Source organism: Micromonospora sp. CPCC 205739 (genome assembly GCF_036906795.1).
In the GTDB taxonomy this organism is placed as follows: domain Bacteria; phylum Actinomycetota; class Actinomycetes; order Mycobacteriales; family Micromonosporaceae; genus Micromonospora.
In genome coordinates, this window is record NZ_JBAKHS010000034.1 from 15,975 (window position 1) to 36,213 (window position 20,239).

The 20,239-nt window shown below is 75.0% G+C and carries 20 protein-coding genes and 1 tRNA gene; 4 read left to right on the forward strand and 17 right to left on the reverse strand.

What is annotated here, in order from left to right:
* Positions 1-12: 12 nt before the first annotated feature.
* The 7 genes from V6U88_RS28705 to V6U88_RS28735 all read right to left on the reverse strand — a co-directional run bounded on the left by V6U88_RS28705 (position 13) and on the right by V6U88_RS28735 (position 5,755).
* Positions 13-1,017, reverse strand: a complete 1,005-nt coding sequence (locus V6U88_RS28705) for a DUF881 domain-containing protein (RefSeq protein ID WP_334457780.1) — start codon at positions 1,015-1,017, stop codon at positions 13-15.
* Positions 1,018-1,025: 8 nt separating this feature from the next.
* A complete protein-coding gene (locus tag V6U88_RS28710) occupies positions 1,026-1,358 on the reverse strand; it encodes a small basic family protein (RefSeq protein WP_067311500.1) in 333 nt (110 codons plus the stop codon).
* Positions 1,355-2,305 (reverse strand): DUF881 domain-containing protein, encoded by a 951-nt coding sequence (locus tag V6U88_RS28715; RefSeq protein ID WP_334457786.1) that lies wholly within the window; start codon positions 2,303-2,305, stop codon positions 1,355-1,357. The genes V6U88_RS28710 and V6U88_RS28715 overlap by 4 nt, the downstream gene beginning before the upstream one ends.
* Positions 2,302-2,940: a CDP-alcohol phosphatidyltransferase family protein gene (locus V6U88_RS28720; RefSeq protein ID WP_334457788.1), complete on the reverse strand. Its 639-nt coding sequence runs from the start codon at positions 2,938-2,940 to the stop codon at positions 2,302-2,304. Before V6U88_RS28720 ends, V6U88_RS28715 begins: the two co-directional genes overlap by 4 nt.
* Before the next feature lie 299 nt (positions 2,941-3,239).
* Positions 3,240-3,707, reverse strand: a complete 468-nt coding sequence (locus V6U88_RS28725; RefSeq protein WP_334457790.1) for a MarR family transcriptional regulator — start codon at positions 3,705-3,707, stop codon at positions 3,240-3,242.
* A gap of 47 nt (positions 3,708-3,754) precedes the next feature.
* The gene (locus V6U88_RS28730) at positions 3,755-4,933 is read right to left on the reverse strand and encodes a PP2C family protein-serine/threonine phosphatase (protein WP_334457792.1); all 1,179 of its coding nucleotides are present in this window, start codon (positions 4,931-4,933) and stop codon (positions 3,755-3,757) included.
* Positions 4,934-5,008: 75 nt separating this feature from the next.
* Positions 5,009-5,755 (reverse strand): SAM-dependent methyltransferase, encoded by a 747-nt coding sequence (locus V6U88_RS28735; RefSeq protein WP_334457794.1) that lies wholly within the window; start codon positions 5,753-5,755, stop codon positions 5,009-5,011.
* Positions 5,756-5,874: 119 nt separating this feature from the next.
* Here V6U88_RS28735 and V6U88_RS28740 point away from each other — a divergent pair, with 119 nt between their 5' ends.
* The 3 genes from V6U88_RS28740 (at position 5,875) to V6U88_RS28750 (ending at position 7,510) form a co-directional block, all read left to right on the forward strand.
* Positions 5,875-6,756 (forward strand): universal stress protein, encoded by an 882-nt coding sequence (locus tag V6U88_RS28740; protein ID WP_334457796.1) that lies wholly within the window; start codon positions 5,875-5,877, stop codon positions 6,754-6,756.
* Between the two features lie 71 nt (positions 6,757-6,827).
* The gene (locus V6U88_RS28745) at positions 6,828-7,037 is read left to right on the forward strand and encodes a phosphatidylethanolamine-binding protein (RefSeq protein ID WP_334457798.1); all 210 of its coding nucleotides are present in this window, start codon (positions 6,828-6,830) and stop codon (positions 7,035-7,037) included.
* The gene (locus V6U88_RS28750; protein ID WP_334457801.1) at positions 7,034-7,510 is read left to right on the forward strand and encodes a hypothetical protein; all 477 of its coding nucleotides are present in this window, start codon (positions 7,034-7,036) and stop codon (positions 7,508-7,510) included. The genes V6U88_RS28745 and V6U88_RS28750 overlap by 4 nt, the downstream gene beginning before the upstream one ends.
* Here V6U88_RS28750 and V6U88_RS28755 read toward each other — a convergent pair.
* Entirely contained in the window at positions 7,507-7,719 is a 213-nt protein-coding gene (locus V6U88_RS28755) for a hypothetical protein (RefSeq protein ID WP_334457802.1), read from the reverse strand. The two genes, V6U88_RS28750 and V6U88_RS28755, sit on opposite strands and share 4 nt — an antisense overlap.
* A 127-nt stretch (positions 7,720-7,846) precedes the next feature.
* Here V6U88_RS28755 and V6U88_RS28760 point away from each other — a divergent pair, with 127 nt between their 5' ends.
* Positions 7,847-8,500 (forward strand): hypothetical protein, encoded by a 654-nt coding sequence (locus V6U88_RS28760; RefSeq protein ID WP_334457804.1) that lies wholly within the window; start codon positions 7,847-7,849, stop codon positions 8,498-8,500.
* A 3-nt stretch (positions 8,501-8,503) separates the two neighbouring features.
* Here V6U88_RS28760 and V6U88_RS28765 read toward each other — a convergent pair whose 3' ends face one another.
* The 9 genes from V6U88_RS28765 to fdh form a co-directional block, all read right to left on the reverse strand.
* The gene (locus V6U88_RS28765) at positions 8,504-8,689 is read right to left on the reverse strand and encodes a hypothetical protein (protein WP_334457823.1); all 186 of its coding nucleotides are present in this window, start codon (positions 8,687-8,689) and stop codon (positions 8,504-8,506) included.
* A gap of 65 nt (positions 8,690-8,754) precedes the next feature.
* Positions 8,755-10,032: a hemolysin family protein gene (locus V6U88_RS28770; RefSeq protein ID WP_334457806.1), complete on the reverse strand. Its 1,278-nt coding sequence runs from the start codon at positions 10,030-10,032 to the stop codon at positions 8,755-8,757.
* Positions 10,033-10,093: 61 nt separating this feature from the next.
* Complete coding sequence (locus V6U88_RS28775) at positions 10,094-10,291, reverse strand: hypothetical protein (protein WP_109944258.1); 198 nt, start codon at positions 10,289-10,291, stop codon at positions 10,094-10,096.
* An 81-nt stretch (positions 10,292-10,372) separates the two neighbouring features.
* Positions 10,373-12,136 carry a selenocysteine-specific translation elongation factor gene (selB, locus tag V6U88_RS28780; protein ID WP_334457813.1) on the reverse strand — a complete coding sequence of 588 codons (1,764 nt, stop codon included), beginning with the start codon at positions 12,134-12,136 and terminating at the stop codon, positions 10,373-10,375.
* Position 12,137: 1 nt separating this feature from the next.
* Positions 12,138-13,439 (reverse strand): L-seryl-tRNA(Sec) selenium transferase, encoded by a 1,302-nt coding sequence (selA, locus tag V6U88_RS28785; RefSeq protein WP_334457815.1) that lies wholly within the window; start codon positions 13,437-13,439, stop codon positions 12,138-12,140.
* 23 nt (positions 13,440-13,462) lie between these two features.
* Positions 13,463-13,558: transfer RNA gene (locus tag V6U88_RS28790), tRNA-Sec, on the reverse strand.
* Between the two features lie 44 nt (positions 13,559-13,602).
* Complete coding sequence (gene nrfD, locus V6U88_RS28795) at positions 13,603-14,793, reverse strand: NrfD/PsrC family molybdoenzyme membrane anchor subunit (RefSeq protein WP_334457817.1); 1,191 nt, start codon at positions 14,791-14,793, stop codon at positions 13,603-13,605.
* Entirely contained in the window at positions 14,790-15,893 is a 1,104-nt protein-coding gene (locus V6U88_RS28800; protein WP_334457819.1) for a 4Fe-4S dicluster domain-containing protein, read from the reverse strand. Before V6U88_RS28800 ends, nrfD begins: the two co-directional genes overlap by 4 nt.
* Positions 15,886-19,176 (reverse strand): formate dehydrogenase, encoded by a 3,291-nt coding sequence (gene fdh, locus V6U88_RS28805; RefSeq protein ID WP_334457821.1) that lies wholly within the window; start codon positions 19,174-19,176, stop codon positions 15,886-15,888. The genes V6U88_RS28800 and fdh overlap by 8 nt, the downstream gene beginning before the upstream one ends.
* Positions 19,177-20,239: the final 1,063 nt, after the last annotated feature.

The window sequence follows — 20,239 nt, forward strand, 5'->3', positions numbered from 1 at the left end:
CGGCCGCGCCGGTCAGGAGACCGGACGGGCGTGTTCCAGCTTCATCGGCGCGTGCAGCGCCGAAACCTCGGCAACCCCACGCTCCTCAACGTTCACGGTACCGCCGTCACCCGCGACCGATGCGGCCACCCCGCCCGGAATCTTCAACGCCGTCTCCATCGTCTTCGGATCACCGATCACCGTGATCGTGAACGGACCCGACAACTGCCGCCCGTCCACCACCAGCGACCCGCCCGACCCGTCCTGGAAGTACGTCGACGCGATGATCCGCACCGGCGACCCGCCGCCGCCGGAGATCTGCATCGCCTCCGCGCCCGCGCCCCGCAACTCCTGCACCGCGTCCAGGATCCGGTCCGCCCGGATCGGCTTGCCCGCCCCCGGCCGGAACTCCACGCTCAGCCCGGGACCCCGCGCGGGCAACGTCCCCGCCAGGATCCCCAGCTCGTCCGCCCGCCGCCGCGCCTCGTCCAGCGCCGCCTGCCGGCCCTGCTCACCCGAGCGCAGCTGCCGCTGGCTCTCCTCCAGCGCCTCGATGTCCTGCTGCAGGCGCTTCTCCCGGGAATCCAGATCCGAGAAGATCCGGACCAGGTCCTCCTGCCGGGTCGCCGCCAGCGTCGGATCCGTCGACGTCGTCTTGAGCTGCACCACCAGGGTGAACCCGAGCAGCGCCAACAACACCGTGATCATCACCCCGGCGGAGGTCCACCGCCGACCCGCCGGCGCCGTCCCAGCCGACTCCGGATCGCCCCCGGACCCGCCCTGGACGGGTTCCGGGTCGGCCTCGATGCGCTGGGTCGTGGCCTCCTCCTCGGGCGGAGACGCCGACGGCTCGTCCGCCGGGGGCACCGGCGGCTCCTGCCGCCCAGGCTCCGACACCGCAGGCGCCAGCGGACTCAACTCGTCCGGATCCGGGGCGTCCGGCCGGGGATCCGGCTCACCCGCCGGCCCGGACGGCCGGCGCGGCTCCGCCGGCTGCGGCCAGCCCGTCCCGGTGTCCCGCTGCTCGTCGCTCATCACCACTAAACCTACGCCCGGAACAGGTGGCGACGGATCGCCGCCACGTTGCCGAAAATGCGCACGCCGAGCACGACCACCACACCGGTGGAGAGCTGACCGCCCACCCCCAGCTGGTCACCCAGGTACACGATCAGACCCGCCACCAGCACGTTCGAAATGAACGACACCACGAACTGCTTGTCGTCGAAGATCCGGTCCAGCTTCGCCCGCACCCCACCGAACACCGCGTCGAGCGCGGCCACCACCGCGATCGGCAGGTACGGCTGCAACGCGGCGGGCACGGTCGGGTCCAGATAGATCCCGAGAACCACACCGGCGAGCAGCGCCAGCACCGCGATCATCGGACACCTCCGGAGGGGCGGGGAGAGGTACCCGGACCGGACGGCCCGGGACTGGACGTACGGCCGGTGACCGACCCCGACGGCGACGGGCTCGGACTGACCGAAGGCTCCGCGTAGCGTAGCCGCGGCTCCGGCGCAGCCGACAGGGTGAGGTCGTCCGCCTCGCGGACCTCGAACGACAGGCCGGTGTCCTTCGCCACCCGCCGCATCAGATACGCCGCCCGGCTCTCGTCGAACTTGTCCCGCATCGAACCCGGCCCGATCGCCGTCACCTCGTACGGGCTCGTCACCGGCCGGAAGTCCACCAGGATCGCCGCGCCCGCCGACCGGATCGTCGACGTCGCCGTCAACCGCTGACCGTTGATCGCCACCGCCTCCGCCCCCGAGGCCCACAGGTCGTTGGCGACCTTCTGCAGGTCGGTGTAGATCACCCGGGGCGGACCCGTGTCCGAGTCACCGGAGACCGCGTCGTCGTCCTTCGGCTGCGCGTCGGCCAGGCGCACCACCACACCGTCGCCCCGCACCCGGCCCAGCCCGGTCCCCGCCTCCAGGTTGCGCAACCGCGCCGCCTGCGAACCGCTCAGCGCGGCGTCGCGCTGCCGACCGACCTCCTCGCGCAACCGGTCCGCCCGGGCGGTCATCTGGTCGGTCTCGCTCTCCCGCTGCTTGATCTGCGCGATCAGGCCGGCGCGCGCCTGACTGCGGCTCGGCTCCTCCGCCATCGTCTCCCGGTACGCCACCGCGAACAGGAACCCGACGACCGCGATCACCACGATGCTCACCGCGCGCGTGGAAGCGCCCCGCCAACCCGCCGGGGGCGGCGACTCCCGGCGCCGGGCCGCCGCGTCGGCGTACCCCGGGTCCAGCGGGTTGCGGAACAGTTCGGTGAGGAAGTCCGGGGTGAACGCCCGGGTGGGGCGCCCACCGGAGTCTTGCGGCGCGCTCATGCGTTCGCTCCCCCGGACCGGGCCCGCACGGACCGGACCAGGCGGGCGGCCTGCACCACGTACATCGCCCCGGCCACCCAGTAGAGCACCAGGCCCCACCAGGCCAGGCCCCAACCGATCGCGCCGGCGGCGGTGGCGGCGGACTCCGAGGCCGTCGCCACCAGCAGGATCGGGAAGGCGGCCAGCAGCAGGAAGGTGGCCGTCTTGCCCATGTAGTGCACCGGCGGCGGGCCGTACCCGTGCCGGCGCAGCACCGCCAGCGAGCCGACCAGCAGCAGCTCCCGGGCCAGCAGGGCGGCCGTGAACTGCCACGGCACCACCTCGCGCGCGGTGAAGGCGAGCAGCGTGGCGAGGATGTAGAGCCGGTCGGCGAACGGGTCGAGCAGCTCGCCGAGGCGGCTGACCTGGCCGAGCCGCCGGGCGATCCAGCCGTCCACCCAGTCGGTGGTGCCGCCGACGGCCAGCACCACGATCGCCGCGACGTCGGCCTCCAGGACCAGGAAGAGGTAGAGGAACAGCGGGACGCCGAGCAGCCGGACGAAGCTGATCAGGTTCGGCAGGGTCATTACCCGGTCGCCGACGGCAGCGCCGTCCGTGCCCTGCGAATGCTCTGCCCGAGCCGGCCGACGCGACACCGAACCTCCCTCCGCAGCACGGACCGGACGCCTCCTGGGCGCCTGGGCGGGACGTGCGCGCTGACGGGCCGGCCAGTGCCGGCGCCTCGGTGGCCCCGGGCCCGGGGCCTCCCCTGCTGCCGCTCCGGACGTGGTGGTCGCGGGCCGGCGAGTTGCCACTATATCGGGCTCACGTATCGGTCCCGGACCCTCGCGTCTCCGTCGTCGCCGGGTGTCCGGTGTGCGGTGCGTCACCACGCGTAGGGCATCCTAGGACACTAGTGGGGCATCATCGGAGGTCGCTTTTGGGCGGCGGAAGGTCAGGCGGTGCGGGCGGTGGCGTCGGGCTGCGTGGTCGCGTCGGCCTCCACGGCCTGGGCGAAGGCCAGCAGCGCCAGCAACAGGTCGCTCTGGGCCCGTGGCGGCATCCGGTCCAGGATGGTCTGCACGGCCTGGTGGCGCCGCTCCTTCAGCTCCCGCAGCAGGGTCTGGGCCGCCGCGGTGGGCACCAGCCGGACCTCCCGCCGGTCGCGCGGGTCGGCCACCCGGCGCAGCAGACCGGTGGCCTCCAGCCGGTCGCAGAGCCGGCTGGCCGAGGAGGGTACGACGTCGAGCAGCTCCGCCAGCCGGTTGACGTTGGTGTCCGGCCGCGCGCTGATCAGGGCCAGCACCCGCAGCTGGGTCGGCGGGACGGTGACGTGGTGCCGCGACGTGGCGGAGTCGAGCACACCGATGAGCGCCTCGGCGGCGTCGTCGATCGCCGCGGCGAGGTTCGCAGCTCGCTCCACCCGGTGCCCCCTGCGATTGGTCCGCTCGTACCTGGCTGCCGGCTCGGCTACCGCTCGCCCCGGCCACTGACCCCGACCCAGTCCAGGCAGACGACGACGGCGTCGTCGCCCAGGTCCGTGTCGGCGTGGTAGGCGAACAGCTCGCGCATGACGGTACCAACCGCCTCGGTGGCCGGCTGCAACCGTGTGGACCGCATCGAACGCGCCATCGCCCGCTCCCCGTACGCCTCCTGGCCGCCGGGCTGCGCGGCGTAGACGCCGTCGCTGACCACGAAGAGGCGGTCCCCCGGCTCCAGGTCGAACTCCTGCACGTCGTAGCGCGTCTCGGCGAACATGCCCAGGGGCAGCTGCCGGTCCAGCTCGATCGGGGTCACCGTGCCACCGCGTAGCCGCAGCAGGTGCGGCGAGCCGGCGTCCACGGCGCGCACCCGCCCGGTGCCGGTGTCCACGCTGAGCAGCAACGTCGCGACGTGCCGGCTCCCCCGGTGCTGGTAGTGGATGGTGTCCGAGGCCAGCTCCGCCTGCTCCACCAGCCCGCCGCCGGAACGCCGGGCGTTGCGCATGGCGTTGACCGTCAACGCCGTCAGCAGGGCGGCGGCCATCCCGGTGCCGGTGCCGTTGAGCACCGTCAGGGTGAGCCGGTCGCCGTCGACGGACCAGTCGAAGTGGTCACCGCCCACCCCGTACGCCGGTTCCAGCTGCCCCGCCAGCAGGAACGCCTGGTGCCGGACACTGCGCCCGGGCAGCAGGTCCCACTGCATCTCGGCGGCCATGCTCAGCCGTTCCCGCCGCCGGGCCCGGCGGTACCGGTCGGTGTCCCGGTCGGCCGCCCGCAGCCCGGTGGCCAGTTCGCCGGCGACCTCGCCGATCCCGGCCACCGTGTCCGTGTCCGCCGGGCCGGTCAGCTCGACCAGCAGGACCCCGAGCCGCTCCCCCCAGGCCGTCAACGGCACCCAGACCCGGCAGTGACCGTCTTCGCGGGCGTCCAGCACCGGCTGCTGGCTGCTGAAGCAGCGCTGGGCGACGCCCTGGCAGGCCAGGAAACCCGCGTCGGGCAGTTCCCCGTCGAGCACCGGCGAGAGCCCGCTGATCCGGTAGTCGGCCAGGAAGACGTCGGTGCGCGAGGCGGCGAGGCTCGACCGGAGGACCCGGTCGGTGGCCTCCACCAGCTGGTCCGGTGGGGCCGCGCGCAGCGCACGGGACACCGCCGCGGACACGTCCGGCATGTTCGTCCTTCCGACACATTCTTGCTGTAGGGCAAGCATCATACGGAGGGCCGGCCGGGGCGGCGCAGCGGCCGGTCAGTCGGTGGGCTTGCCGGCCAGCCCGCCGTGGAACGCGTCCGGCACCGCGGCCGGCTCGCCCCGGGGCCGCCACCGGGCCACCGGCACGATGCCGTCGGCGGTCGGCACCCACCGACCGAGCAGCGGGGTGAACGACGCCGGGGCGCGCATCCGGAACTGGGGGCCCATCATCGCCAGGGCCTGCGGGTACGCGGCCAGCTCCTCGCTGTCGAAGTCGAAGGCCAGGAAGCTGCCCGGGGCCACCGCATCGTAGAGCTCGTCGAGGGTCCGGGCCAGCGTCTCGTCGTCGAGGAAGGCGGCCAGGCCGAGGAAGACCACGCCGACCGGCCTCCTCCCCCAGCCCGGCACGAAGCGGTGCAGCTGGGCCGGGTCGAGCGTGCCGAGGTCGGTGGCGTCGCCGTAGCCGTAGCCCGCGCGGTCGCTGCCGGCCAGGATCCGCTGCCCGAGCCGGACGGTGACCGGGTCGACGTCGGTGTAGAGCACGGTGGCCGAGGTGGCCACCTCGTGCACGTTGCCCCGCGTGGGCAGGCCCGCCCCGAGGACGAGGAAGCCGTCGACCCCGGCCTCGGCGACGGCGGCCACCGTGCGGCCGAGGAAGGCCCGCAGGTCCCGGAAGATCACCGCGCACGGCCCGTACGCCTCCTCGAAGGCTCGGGCCGCCGCCACGTCCACCGGGAAGTGGTGCTCACCGCCCAACCAAAAGTCGATCATGCGGGCGGTGCTCGGCTGCTCCGGCTCGGCCATCGACGGCACTCCCTTTCAGCGGGTCGGGCGACAGCGTAGCGAGGCGACCGCCGTGGCGGTATCGCCCCGGCGACAGTCCCCGGGCGGCGATACTGAGTCCGAGCGGGAGGTGCACGGCGGTGAACTCGGCGAACGGCGCGGCGGTCGTGGTGGGCGTGGACGGCTCGGAGCCGGCGCTGCGCGCCGTCCGGCTCGCGGCGACGGAGGCCGCCCGCCGACGCCGGCCGCTGCGGGTGGTGCACGGGTTCATCTGGCCGCTGCTGCGGGTGCCCGTGGAGCCGGTCACCGACGCCCCGCCCGGTGGCGGGTTGCGCCACCAGGCGGAAGACCTGGTCGCCCGCGCGGTCGCCGAGGCGGAGGCGACGGAACCCGGCATCCGGGTGACCGGCGAGATCATCGACGGCGAGGCGTCCGCGGTGCTGGTCGGCGAGACCCCCACCGCCGCGCTGGTCGTGCTCGGCGACCGCGGGCTGGGCGGGTTCGGCGCGCTGGTGATCGGCTCCGTGGCGGTGCAGGTCGCCACGTACGCCGACTGCCCGGTGCTGGTGGCCCGGGGCGAGGAACACGCCGACGGCCCAGTGGTGGTCGGGGTGGACGGCTCACCGGCGTCCCGGGCGGCCGTGGAGTTCGCCGCGGAGCAGGCCAGCCTCCGGGGCGTCGCGTTGCACGCGGTGCACGCCTACCGCCACCCCCACTCCGACGGGCCCGGCGACATGCAGCCGCTGGTCTACCAGGAGTCCAAGCTGCGCGACGAGGAGGACCAGGTGCTCACCCAGTCCCTCGCCGGCCTCGACGAGCGCCACCCGGACCTGCCCGTGACCCGGGAGGTGGTGCGCGAGCGCCCGGTCGCCGCGCTCACCGCCGCGTCACGCCGGGCGCTGCTGGTGGTCGTCGGGGGCCGGGGGCACGGGGAGCTGGCCGGGCTGCTGCTCGGCTCGGTGAGCCACGGAGTGCTGCACCACAGCGCCTGCCCGGTGGCCGTGGTGCGTACCCCCCAGTGAGCGGTTGACCCGCCCGCAGACGGGTAGACGGCGCGGGTACGGCACGCGGTGAAGCGACCGAGGAGGCGGCGATGCCAGGACCACGGCCGGGAAGCAACGCGTACGACAAGGCACGGGCGCGCCTGCGCGACCTGATCGAACAGTCGGGACGGGCGGCGGACCAGGAGGCCAACCAGGTCGCGAACCGGACCCTGCAGGAGGATCGCGGCCAGACGGGCGTCGTCCGCGGGGAACGGACGTTCGGCCCGAAGGGTGAGCGCGAACCCGGCGATCCGAAGTGAGCGCGTCCGGTGCGCTGAACGGCGCGATCGCCGGCGCCGTCGGCTGCAGCGCGTTGAACGCGGCCGGCTACCTGGACATGGCGGTCCGGGCCCGGCCGGCGAGCAGCACGCCGGAGGAGACCGTCCGGCAGCTGGCGAAGCTGGCGCACGTGGACCTGGGCCCCGAGGACCGGGCGGTCAACCGCCGCTCGGGCCTCGGGCCCGTCCTCGGGTACGTCATCGGCATCGGTGCCGGCGCCGCCTTCGGTGCGCTCGCCGGCAGCCGCCGCGCGCCGTCGGGCCTCGTGACCGTGCTGCTCGGCGGCGCGGTGATGGCCGCCTCGGCCGGGTCGCTGGCCGCGTTGCGGATCAGCGACCCCCGCACCTGGACGCGGGGGGACTGGATCGCCGACATCGTCCCGCACCTGGCGTACGGAATGGCGGCCGCAGCCACCTTCAGCCGGCTGCGACCGCCCTCCACCCGGTGCCGTTAGCCCCGGTCGTCGCTCTCGTCCTCGGCGACCGGCTCACCGGCCGGGCCGTACGGCGAGACCTGCCCCTTCGGCACCGGCCGCCCCACGTCCGCGTTGGACGTGCCCTTGTTGTGCGGGTGCCCGCCCGCGTCCGTGGCGGTCTTCCGGCTGTCCTGACTGGTCGCGCCCTTGGCGTTGCGGCGGAACTCCATCTGCTGCGGGTTCACCACGGGTCTCTCCTTCCGACGGGGTGCACGGCCAGCCGGTCGCGCACCCCGTCGGCTTACCCGCCGCCGTGGCGCACATTCGACCGGCGGCGGCCCGGCTGATCCGCCACCGACGGGGTACTGCACGGTGATGGGGGACGACCGACGGGTGGCGCGGGCACTGCTGCAGCGACAGGGACGCACCTACGCCGAGGAGGCCGGCATCCGGCTGACCGACCGGCCGGGGCCGCTGTACCAGCTGCTGGTGCTGGCCACCCTGCTGAGCACCCGGATCCGGGCCGGGGTGGCGCTCGCCGCCGCGCGGGAACTCTTCGCCGCCGGCTGGCGCACCCCGCAGGCGATGGAGGCAGCCAGCTGGCAGGAGCGGGTCGACGCGCTGGGACGCGGGCACTACCGCCGGTACGACGAGCGCACCGCGACGATGCTCGGCACCGGCGCCCGGCTGTGCCTGGACCGCTGGCACGGTGACCTGCGCCGGCTGCACCGGGAGGCGGGCGGGCAGCCGACCGCGCTGCGCCGGCTGCTCACCGAGTTCCCCGGCATCGGCCCGACCGGGGCCGACATCTTCCTGCGGGAGGCGCAGGCGGTCTGGCCGGACGTGCGCCCGTACGCCGACCGGCGGACCCTGAGCGGGGCGAAGCGGCTCGGCCTGCCGGCGAACCCGCGGGGCCTGGCCGGCCTGGTCGGCGAGGCCGATTTCGGCCGGCTCGCCTCGGCGCTGGTCCGGGTGGCCCTGGGCGAGGAGTCCGCGGGCGAGGTCAGCCGCACCGCGGCGGCGCGCTGAGCGCTACTTGGCCGGCTTGTCGCCCGGCTTCGTCAGGTGCCACACCAGCAGGGCGGCCGCCAGGGCGAGCAGCACCACTCCGCCGGAGATCCCGCCCTCCCCGTCGGCGCTGCTCCCGGTCGCGCCGAAGTAGACCACCGCCAGCCCGGCGAGCACCGCCAGGAACGTCCGCATCCCTCGGTCCTTCACGTCTCGCACGGTACGACCGGTTCCGACCCGGCACGGGGGTTTTCGCGGGCGTTACCCCGTCCGGGTCACTCCGCCCGGCAGCCGGCCGCCGGGCCGCGCAGCCGGACCCGGCGTACCGCCCGGTGGCTCACCTCGACCACCTCGACGGTGAGCCCGGGCAGCCGCACCGTCTCCCCCGGCCCGTCGGGCAGCCGGCCCAGCCCGGCCAGCACCAGCCCCGCCACGGTGGTGTAGTCGCGCGGCAGCGGGAACATCAACCGCACCCCCACGTCGCCCAGGTCGTGCAGCGGGAAGTCGCCGGGCAGCAGCAGCGCCCCGTCCGGCTCCCGGACCACCCCGGAGACGTCCCGGTCGGTCTCGTCGTACAGCTCGCCGACCACCTCCTCCAGCAGGTCCTCCATGGTGATCAGGCCGTCGATGCCGCCGTACTCGTCGACCACCAGGGCGAGCTGTTCGTGGCGCTGCCGCAGCTGGCGCATGGCATCGGCGACCGGCAGGGTGCCGGGCAGCAGCAGCGGCGGGCGGGCCCGCCCGCCGGCCGTGTCGCCGTCGCCGTCGACCAGGTCGCGGATGTGCACCAGGCCCCGGACGTCGTCCAGCCCGCCCGGCCCGACGACCGGGGCGCGAGACCGCCCGGAGGCGGCCATCCGGCGCATCGCCTCGGCCGCCGACAGCGCGGCGGGCAGCACGGTCACGTCCCGCCGGGGAACCAGGATCTCCCGCAGGGTACGGCCGGCGATGTCGAACGCCCCGGCGAGGATCTCCCGCTGCTGCGCCGACAGCCCCCGCTGGCTGACCAGCATCTCCCGCAGCTCCTCCTCGGTCACCTCCTGCCGCCGCGCCCGGGGGTCCCCACCGGCGAGCCGGACCAGCAGGTCGGTGGCGCGGCTGAGCAGCCAGACCGCCGGCCGGGACACCCGGGCCAGCACGTCCAGCGGCGGCGCGCTCAGCAACGCCCAGCGTTCCGCCCACTGCATCGCCAGCCGCTTCGGGGCCAGCTCCCCGACGACCAGGGTGACGAAGGTGAGCACCACGGTCACCAGCACCACGGCCACCGGCCGGGCGGCGCCGCCGAGGAACCCCAGCGGCCCGATCAACGGCTGGGCCAGCGAGACGGCCGCCGCCGCCGAGGCGAGGAACCCGGCGAGGGTGATGCCGAGCTGGATGGTGGCCAGGTACCGGTTCGGTTCCCGGGCCAGCCGGGCGAGCCGCGCCCCGGCCCGACCGGAGCGGCCCAGCTGGCGCAGCTGCGCCTCCCGCAACGTCACCAGCGCCATCTCGCTGCCGGAGAGGGCGGCGTTGATCAGCACCAGCACGGTCACCAGCGCGAGCTGCCCGAGCATGCCACCCCCTCCGCCACCCTGGCCCCTACTCAACCGCAGCGGTACCGCCGGGGAGGTCGGGTCAGTCGTTTTCCAGGTCGTCCAGGGAGATGGCGTGGGTCATCAGCCAGCGGGCCAGCGCGGCCATGCCGAAGAGCCACAGCGGCGCCGACTCGGTGGTGCCGTTGGTGGCGAAGATGGCGAACCGCAGGTCCGGTGCCCGGTACGCCTCGATCCGCCAGCGGTGGTTCTTGTCCCGCCAGACCGCCGATGGGTCCATGGCGTCACGGTAGGCGACGCGGGGCCCGCCCCGGTGCGGCTTCGGGGGGACAGCCGGGCCTGCGCCGGGACCGGATCCGGGTCAGGACGGCGGGCCGACCACCTCGCGGGCGTCGTCGGGCAGCCGGCGGGTGGCGCCCCGGCGGTCCAGCAGCTCCAGCAGCGGCACCGCGACCCGGCGGGTGGTGTCCAGCGCCTGCCGGGCGGCGCTGAGGGTGAACGGTTGCGGCAGGCGGGCCAGCACGCGTACCGCGTCGTCGACCGCGCCGGGCAGCAGCACCACGTTCTCGGCCAGCCGCAGCAGCGCCCCGGCGCGCACCGCCGCGCCGATCTCCCGGGGGCCCAGGCCGAGGGTGGCGAGGCGGCCCGTCTCGGGGGCGCGGAACGGGTGTTCGGCGTACTCGGCGCGGACCCGCTGCACGGCCCGGGCCACCGGCGCGGGCAGCGGGTCGACCCCGGCGGCGGTGACCCGGCCGGCGCGCAGCGACAGCGGCGGGCGGACCAGGGCCTCGACCAGCGCACGGTCGGGCAGGTCGAGACGCCGGCGCAGCACCTCCACCGGGGCCCCCGGTTCGAGGGGGTGCTCGCGCGCGTACCGGGTGGTCTCCTCGGCCAGCCGGGTGGCCAGCCGCCGCCAGTGCTCCGGGTCGGCGAGCCAGTCGCCGGCGACCGGCGCGACGGTGGCCGGCACCCCCATCCGGGTCAGCTCGCCGGCGCGGACCAGGGACCGGCGGCGCAGCTCCCCGGCGAGGTCGGGCCGCCCGTCGAGGTCGGCGAGGACGGCCGCCCGGGCCGCGGCGGCGCCGCGCCGGCGCAGTGGCGGCGGGGCGACGTCCAGCACGGTCACCCCGCCGCTGACGTGGTGGCGGCCGGGGTCGCGCAGCAGCGCCCGGTCGCCGACCAGCAACGGCAGGGGCCGGGCCAGCCGCAGCCGGACGGTGTCCGCGCCGAGCGGGCGGACCCGGGCCGGCACGGCGGCCGAGCCGACGTGCAGGGTGAGGGTGGCGGGCAGGTCGGCGGCCGGATCGCCGGCCAGCCGCACGTCGAGCAGGTCGGTGCGGTGGAACCGGCCGGGGGTGAGCAACGCGTCGCCGCGGGCCACGCGGTCCTTCGGCACGCCCCGCAGGTTCACCGCGACCCGCGCGACCGCCGCCACCCGGTCCTGGGCGACGCCGAGGGAGTGCAGCCCACGGACCCGGACCGGCTCGCCGGTGGCGGCCAGCTCCAGCTGGTCACCGACCTGGAGACGACCGCCGCCGAGGGTGCCGGTCACCACGGTGCCGCTGCCCCGGATGGTGAACGACCGGTCCACCCAGAGCCGCACCGGCGCGTCCGGGGCGGGCGCCGGCAGGCGGGCGGCCAGCCGGTCCAGGGCGGCGCGCAGCTCGGGCAGCCCTGCGCCGGTGACCGCGCTGACCGGCACCGCCTCCACCGCGCCGAGGCTGGTGGCGGCGATCTCCGCCCGGGCCTGTCGCAGCGCGGGCCCCGGGTCCGCCAGGTCCGCGCGGGTCACCGCCAGCAGGCCGTACGACACCCCGAGCGCGTGCAGCGCGGCCAGGTGCTCGGCGGACTGCGGCATCCAACCCTCGTCGGCGGCGACCACCACCAGCGCGGCCGGGACGGGCCCGACCCCGGCGAGCATGTTCGGCACGAAGCGCTCGTGGCCGGGCACGTCGACGAAGGCGACCGTGCCGCCGGTGGGCAGGGTGGTCCAGGCGAAGCCGAGGTCGATGGTCATCCCCCGGCGGCGCTCCTCGGCCCACCGGTCGGGTTCCATCCCGGTCAGCGCCCGGACCAGGGTCGACTTGCCGTGGTCGACGTGGCCGGCGGTGGCGACGACGTACATGTCAGCCCACCGGGACCCGCAGCACCGCGTCGCGCAGGGCGTCGTCGGCGGCGGCGGGCACGCAGCGCAGGTCCAGCAGGAGCCGGCCGCGCAGCACCCGGCCGAGCACCGGCGGCGCGCCGAGGCGCAGCGGCCCGGCGTACGCCTCCGGCAGGCTCAGCGCCCACGAGTCCAGCGCTACGCCGGGCGCCCCGCCACCGCCGACCACGGCGGTGCTCGGCACCACCTCGGCCTTGCAGCCGTCGGCGCCGAGCGCGTCGCGCAACCGTTCGGCGCGCTCGCGCAGCGCGGCGGGGTCGGCGTGCAGGGCGGCCCGGGTCGGGGTGTCCGGGCCGTGCAGGGTGGCCGCCAGGGCGGCCAGGGTCAGCTTGTCGACCCGCAGCGCCCTTGCCAGGGGGTGCCGGCGCAGCCGCTCGACCAGGTCGGCGTCGCCGAGCAGCAGCCCGGCCTGCGGCCCGCCGAGGAGCTTGTCGCCGCTGGCGGTGACCAGCGCCGCCCCGGCCCGCAGGGTGGTGGCGGCGTCCGGCTCGTCGGGCAGCAGCGGGTCCGGCGCGAGCAGCCCGGAGCCGATGTCGGCCACCACCGGCACGCCGAGGGTGGCCAGCGCGCGGACCGGCACGGCGGAGGTGAAGCCGGTGACGAGGAAGTTCGAGGGGTGCACCTTCAGCACGAAACCGGTGGCCGGGCCGATCGCCGCGGCGTAGTCGGCCAGGGTGGTGCGGTTGGTGGTGCCGACCTCCCGCAGCCGCGCGCCGGTGCTCTCCAGCAGGTCGGGCAGGCGGAACCCGTCGCCGATCTCCACCAGCTCGCCCCGGCTGACCACGATCTCCGCGCCGGCGGCGAGAGCGGTGGCGACGAGCACCAGCGCGGCGGCGCCGTTGTTGACCACGTGCACGGCCGCCGCGTCGGGCACCGCGGCGGCGAGCGCGTCGAGGGCGTCGCGCCCCCGCCGGGCCCGCCGGCCGGTACGCAGGTCCAGTTCCACGTCGGTGTGCCCGGCGGCGGCCACGACCGCCTCGACGGCGGCGGCCGAGAGCGGTGCCCGGCCGAGGTTGGTGTGCAGCACGACACCGGTGGCGTTGAGCACCGCGCGGGGCGTCGGCGCGGGCAGCGCGGCGAGCGCGTCGTCGCGTACCTGTTCGGGGGTGATGTCGCCGCGGCGGGCGCGCTCCTGGGCGCGGCCCACGGCGGCCTTGACCCGGTCCCGGCCGAGGGTGGCGACGGCCGCGGCCAGGCGCGGGTCGGCGAGCAGGGCGTCGGTGCGCGGCACCCGCCGTCGTGGGTCGGCCGGCACCTGGCCCATGCGCGTCATCTCCTGAAGCGGTCTGGCGGAGACGGACGGGAATCGAACCCGCCTGGCCCGGATCCCGGACCACACCGGTTTTGAAGACCGGGAGGGGCACCAGCCTCCTGAACGCCTCCGCCCAGGAGTCAATCACAGCCCCCGGCGGGCCGCGCGAGGAGCCTCAGCCTCCGCCGGCCTCCCGGCGGCGCACCCGCTCCCGCTGCGGCACCACCGTGTACTTCGGATCGCGCGCCGAGGCGACGCCGCCGTGGAAGATGCCGAACCGGGTGGCCACCGACGCGGCGAGCAACGCCGCGCCGGAGAGCGCGGAGAGCGCCCGGCTGCGCCGCCCGACCAGCGCACCGGCCACACCGGCCACGGTGAGCGCCCGCCCGGCGCGCAGCAACCGACCGGCCCGCCCCGTCCGGTACGGCTCGCTGAGCAGCCCCAACCGGGTCTCCACCGAGTGCGAGCCGACCAGTTCCAGCGCCGCGCCGGCCACCGCCATCCGCCGCGCCGGCCCGGCCTGCGCGCACGGCGCGGCGATCAACCCGACGGCGGCGCCGCTGGCCAGCGCGCTGCCCGCGAAGATGGTCGGCAGCTCCGGGTACGCCTCGTGCCAGGACGGCACCGCCGTCCCCGCCAGCAGCACCCCGGTGTACGTGGCCAGGGCCGGCGCGGTGGCGGCCGCGGCCAGCCCGGCGACCTGCCCCGCCGGGGGCAGCGCCCGCCGGGCCAGCCCGAGCACTCCCCGCTCGGGCAGCCACGGCGTCGCCTCGGCCACCGCCGCGAGGCCGGCGGCCGGGCCGAAGGCGGTCAGGATCCAGGTGCCCACCGACATCGGTGAGGTCGGCTTCGCCACCCGCAGCATGTGGTGGAAGCGCGACGGCCGCCCCAGGTCGTGGATCAGGAAGTACGCGCTGGCGGTGACCGCGCCCAGTGCGGTGACCCGGCCGGCGCGGCGCAACGCCGGGCGGCCGGTGAGCTGCCCGCCGGCGGCCAGCAGCGACGAACCGGCGGCCAGGCCCCCGGTGAACAGGTACGCGGCGATGTCCCACCGCCACACCGGCGCCTTGAGGATCGGTCGGCCGTAGTACGAGGTGAACTCGGCCTCCGGGACGCGCAGCTCCTCGCCACCGCGCCCGCCCCGTCGGCGGCGATCCCGGCGCTCCATCGGTGCGGCGTCGCGGGGCGGGCGCGGGGCGAGGGGCGCCTCGGCCGCTCCCGAGTCGGTACGGGCCAGGTCGGCGCCGGTCTCCGGCCCGTGCCCGCCCCGGTGGCCGGGGCCGCCGAGGCGGCCGGGCCCCTGCGTCTCCAGCCGGTCCCGGAAGCGACGGAACAGTGAGCCGACGGGCTGGCGGTCCGGAGTCACGACGAACCTCCGACGAACGCGGCGACGGCGGCCGCCGTCATGGCCAGCGCGGCCAGCCCGGCCCGCTTCCACATCTTCGGCAGGTCGCGGGTGGTGACCACCGGGTCCGGTGGCAGGCCGTACACCTCGGGCTCGTCGAGCAGCAGGAAGAACGCACCGTCGCCACCCACGCCGTCGGTGGGATCGTGGCCGTAGAGCCGGGCCTCCGGTACGCCCCGCTCGTGTAGCTGGGTGACCCGCCGGGCGGCCCGCTCCCGCAGCTCGTCGAGGGGGCCGAACTGGATGGACTCGGTGGGGCAGGCCTGCGCGCAGGCGGGGGTCATACCGGCGCCGAGGCGGTCGTAGCAGAGCGTGCACTTCCACGCCCGGCCGTCGCCCTTGCGCTGGTCGATCACCCCGTACGGGCAGGCCGAGATGCAGTAGCCGCAGCCGTTGCAGATGTCCTCCTGCACCACCACCGTGCCGAACTCGGTGCGGAACAGCGAGCCGGTCGGGCAGACGTCCAGGCAGGCGGCGTGGGTGCAGTGCTTGCAGACGTCCGACATCATCAGCCACCGGAAGTCGGTGCGCTCCTCGACGCCGGTGGACCGGCCGGGCGGCTGCGAGCCGGGCATGCCGAGGAACTGGCCGGCGCCGTTTCCCGGAGCAGCCTCGACTGTTCCCGCTGCCGCGGCACCGGTGTCGGCCGGACCGGCGGCCATCCGGGCGGCGGCGGTCGGCGAGCCCGGTGGCACGCCCGGGTCGGTGCCGGTCGGGTTGCCGGTGCCGGCTGCGACGGCCGCCGAGGCGGAGCTGACCGGCCCGCCGGTGGGGGTGCCGGTGAACGGCGGGGTGCGGTGCCCGGCCGGCACGGGCTGCTCGATGAAGGCCACGTGCCGCCAGGAGTTCGCGGTCAGCGCGCCGGTGTTGTCGTACGACATGCCGAGCAGGTCGAAGCCGGAGTCCGGCACCCCGTTCCACTCCTTGCAGGCCACCTCGCACGCCTTGCAGCCGATGCAGACGCTGGTGTCGGTGAAGAAGCCCATCCGGGGGCCGGCGTCGGTCCAGCCGGCGTCCGGGGCGGGGTCGAGGGGGCCGTAGAGGCTGTTGGCGTCAGGCATCGTCGCCATCCTCCCCCGCGTCGGGTGCCGGTGGGTGTACCCCGCCGGTGACCGTGGGCGTCGACCGCCCCGGGACCATCCCGGCCCGGCGCTGGTAGTCGGCGACCATGTCCCGCAGGGCCGGCCCGGTCGGCCGCCGTCCGGGCCGGACGTCACAGGTGCCGACCTTGCTCTCCTGGATCAGCACGTTCGGGTCCAGGGTGATGCCGAACAGGTCGTTGGCCGAGTCGCCGGTCACCAGGCCCTCGAACCCGAAGTGGTACGGCAGCCAGAGCTGGTGGATCACCCGGCCGTCCACCCGCAGCGGGGTGAGCCGGTCGGTGACCAGCACCTTCGCCTCGATCACCGCCCGGCCGCTGATCAGGTGCGCCCAGCCCAGGTGGGTCAGGCCGGTCTGCCTGGCCAGTTCCGGTGACACCTCGACGAACATCTCCGGCTGCAACTCGGCCAGCGGCCGCACCGTCCGGCTCATCGCGCCGGCCGTGTGGTGCTCGGTCAGCCGGCTCACCGTGAACATGTACGGGAAGACCTGGCTGTGTTCCTCGGGCGGGCTGGGGTTCACCGAGTTCACCGGGTGGGCGTAGACCTTCCGGGTCGGGTTGGCCTGCTGGCCGTAGAGCGGGTTGCGCATCGGCGACTCGGCCGGCTCGAAGTGCGTCGGCAGCGGGCCGTCGAGCACCCCGCTCGGCGCGTACAGCCAGCCCTTGCCGTCGGGCTGCATGATGAACGGGTCGTTGCCGGCGATCCCCTCCGGCCCGGACGCGCCCTCCGGCGGCCGGTACGTCGGCGGCTTGGTCTTCTCGAAGTCCGGCACGTCGTAGCCGGTCCACTCGCCGGCGTCGGGGTCCCACCAGACGTAGCGCTTCCGCTCGCTCCAGGGGCGGCCCTGCGGGTCGGCCGAGGCGCGGTTGTACAGGGTGCGGCGGTTCGCCGGCCAGGCCCAGCCCCACTCGGCGGCCACCCAGTCCTGCTCGTGCCGGGACCTGCGCCGGGCTGCCTGGTTGACCCCGTCGGCGTAGACGCCGGTGTAGATCCAGCAGCCGATGGCGGTGGAACCGTCGTCCCGGGCCTCGGCGAACGCCGACAGCGGGCGGCCGGTCGCCACGTCGTACCCGTTGATCTCGCGCAGCACCGCCTCGGCGACGGGCTCGGCGTGCGGACCGTGCGTGGGGTAGTCCCAGGCCAGGTCGAGCAGCGCGCGGTCCCGGGGCTGGTCCGAGCCGGCCAGCTTCTGCCGCAGCCGGCGGCCCAGGTGGTAGAAGAACCACAGCTCGGAGCGGGCGTCGCCCGGCGGGTCGACGGCCTTCTCCCGCCACTGCAGCAGCCGCTGCGTCTGGGTGAAGGTGCCCTCCTTCTCCACGTGCGAGGCGGCGGGCAGGAAGAACACCTCGGTGCGGCACTCCTCCGGCACGATCTCGCCGGTGGCCACCTCCGGGCCGTTCTTCCAGAAGGTCGCGCTCTCGATCATGAACAGGTCGCGGACCACCAGCCAGTCGAGGTTGGCCATGCCCAGGCGCTGCGCCCGGCCGTGCGCGGAGCCCACCGCCGGGTTCTGGCCGAGCAGGAAGTAGCCCTTGACCTTGCCGTCGATCATGTTCAGCACCTGCTGGTAGGTGCCGTGGTCGCCGGTCATCCGGGGCAGGTAGCCGTAGCAGAAGTCGTTCTCCGGCGTCGCCGCGTCACCCCAGTACGCCTTGAGCAGGCTCGCGCCGAACGCCCGCGCGTTGCCCCAGAACCCCTTCTGGCCGGGGTGCCGGATGCTGTCCACCCACTCGTCGAAGGTCGGGTGGTCGGCGTGGTGCGGCATGGGCAGGTAGCCGGGGAGCAGGTTGAACAGCGTCGGGATGTCGGTGGAGCCCTGGATGCTGGCGTGCCCGCGCAGCGCCAGGATGCCGCCACCGGGCCGGCCCATGTTGCCCAGCAGGAGCTGGATGATCGCGCCGGTGCGGATGTACTGCACGCCGACGCTGTGCTGGGTCCAGCCCACCGAGTAGATGAGCACCCCGGTGCGCTCCCGGCCGGAGTTCTGCGTCCACGCGCGGGCCAGCTCCAGGAACTTCTCCCGCGGGATGCCGCAGACCCGCTCCACCATCTCCGGGGTGTAGCGGGCGAAGTGCCGCTTGAGGATCTGGTAGACGCAGCGCGGGTGTTGCAACGTCTCGTCGCGCGGCACCTGACCGGCGACCTGGGCCCCGTGCGACTCGTGGCGCAGCCCGGCCGCGGTGTCCCGCTCCTTGGCGGTGTGCCCGCTGCCGGAGTCACCCTCGTGCCCCTCGTACTGCCAGGTGTCCTGCACGTAGCTGCCGGTCTCCGGGTCGAAACCGGAGAAGAAGCCGTCACCGTCCTCGGCGTCGACGTACCGCTCGCTGACGATGGTGGCCGCGTTCGTGTACGCCAGCACGTACTCCCGGAAGTCGAGCTCGTTCTCCAGGATGTAGCGCACCACCCCGCCGAGCAGCGCGATGTCGGTGCCCGCGCGGATCGGCAGGTACGTGTCGGCCACGGCGCTGGTCCGGGTGAACCGGGGGTCGACGTGGAACACCTTGGCGCCACGCCGCTTGGCCTCCATCACCCACTGGAAGCCCACCGGGTGGGCCTCGGCCATGTTCGAGCCCTGGATGACGATGACGTCAGCGTTGGCGACGTCCTGCTGGAAGTCCGTCGCGCCACCGCGACCGAAGCTGGTCCCCAGACCGGGGACGGTGGCGGAGTGTCAAATCCGGGCCTGGTTCTCGATCTGGAGCGCCCCCATCGCCGTGAACAGCTTCTTGATGAGGTAGTTCTCCTCGTTGTCCAGCGTCGCCCCGCCCAGGCTGGAGATGCCCAGCGTCCGGTTGAGCGGCCGGCCCTCGCTGTCGACGTCCTCCCAGGTCTCCGCGCGGGCGGCGAGGATCCGGTCGGCGATCATGTCGAGCGCGGTGTCGAGCTCCAGGTCCTCCCACTCGGTGCCGTACGGCCGGCGGTAGCGGACCGTGGTCTGCCGCAGCGGGCTGGTGACCAGGCTCTTGCTGGCCGAGCCCTTGGGGCAGAGACGGCCGCGGGAGATCGGGCTGTCCGGGTCGCCCTCGATCTGGGTGACCCGGCCGTCGGCGACGAACACCCGCTGCCCGCAGCCCACCGCACAGTACGGGCAGACCGAGCGGGCCACGCGGTCCGCAGTCTCGGTGCGCGCGGTCAGCTCGGCCGACCGGCCGGACTGCGCCGCGGCACCCCGGCCCAGCGGGTCGGTGCCGGTGAGCTGCCGGTAGACCGGCCAACCCTCGATGAAGGTACGCAGGCCCATGCTCCCGCACCCCCTCCCCGACGCCGACGACCCCCTGAAGATAGGGCAGCGCGGCGGCGTCCGCGAGCGAGGGTTGGGATCTCCTTGGCCGTGGCAGACAGCGCCGCCCCCGGCCCTGGTGGGTCGGGGGCGGCGCTGGGGTGTCGGTGTGCAGGTCGCCTCTCGGCGAGTGGCGCGACGCGGCTCCAGCCGAACGGTATTCCGCGAAGGCAATTTAGGTGAGGCCCGGGGACACTGGACACACCGACACCTGACTCAACAGGCTACCCCTCCCGACTGTTCCACCACCCCTTGTGACCGCCACCACCGCTGCGGTCGCCGTGCCGTGGGTGGTGCGGTCCTCCGGGCTGCCGGTCGCGGGTGAGCCCGCCGGTTGCCGTTCTACGGCGTGAGCCCGCCGACTGTGGGCCACTCTGGGCGTCGGCGTGGCGGGTGCGGACGCATGCGGTGTGGGCGCGGCGGTTGTGGGTTCAGGCCGGTGGGGGCGCGCCGGTTGCGGGTTCAGAGGGTGCCCGTCGGCTGCTGGTGCACCGGCCAGCGGACGCGACGACGCGCGAAGCCTTGTCGCCGACGGCGAGTGGAACACCATGGGTGTCTCCGGCGGCCGCAGACACCCATGGTGTTCCGCTCGCCGGTGAGGCCGCTCCCCCGCGGCCAGCCGTGATCCCCGGTCGGCCACGCCCGTCCACACTCCCTCCCGCCGGTTGCGCCCCCACGCCCCCCGCCACTCCTGCTCCGGCCTCACCCGCACTGGCCTGGCGCCGCCACGCCGTGCCCCGGTGATCATGAAGTTAGCGGCGGTGTTGATCTCTTCCACTGCCGCCAACTTCATGATCACCGGGTCCGGTCGGTCTGATCCGGGGAGATCTTGGACAGTTGCCGTTCGGGGGGAACGGTAAGTGTCCAAGATTCGGTGACGAGGTGGATATGCCGCTGGCCGGCACCCCTGGTGGGGGTGCCGGCCAGCGTGTCGATCGGTTGGTCAGTTGTTCCAGTGCTGGGCGACGAGGTCGGCGGCCTGCTGCTCCCACTGGGCGTAGTGGAAGGGGTAGGCCGAGACCTG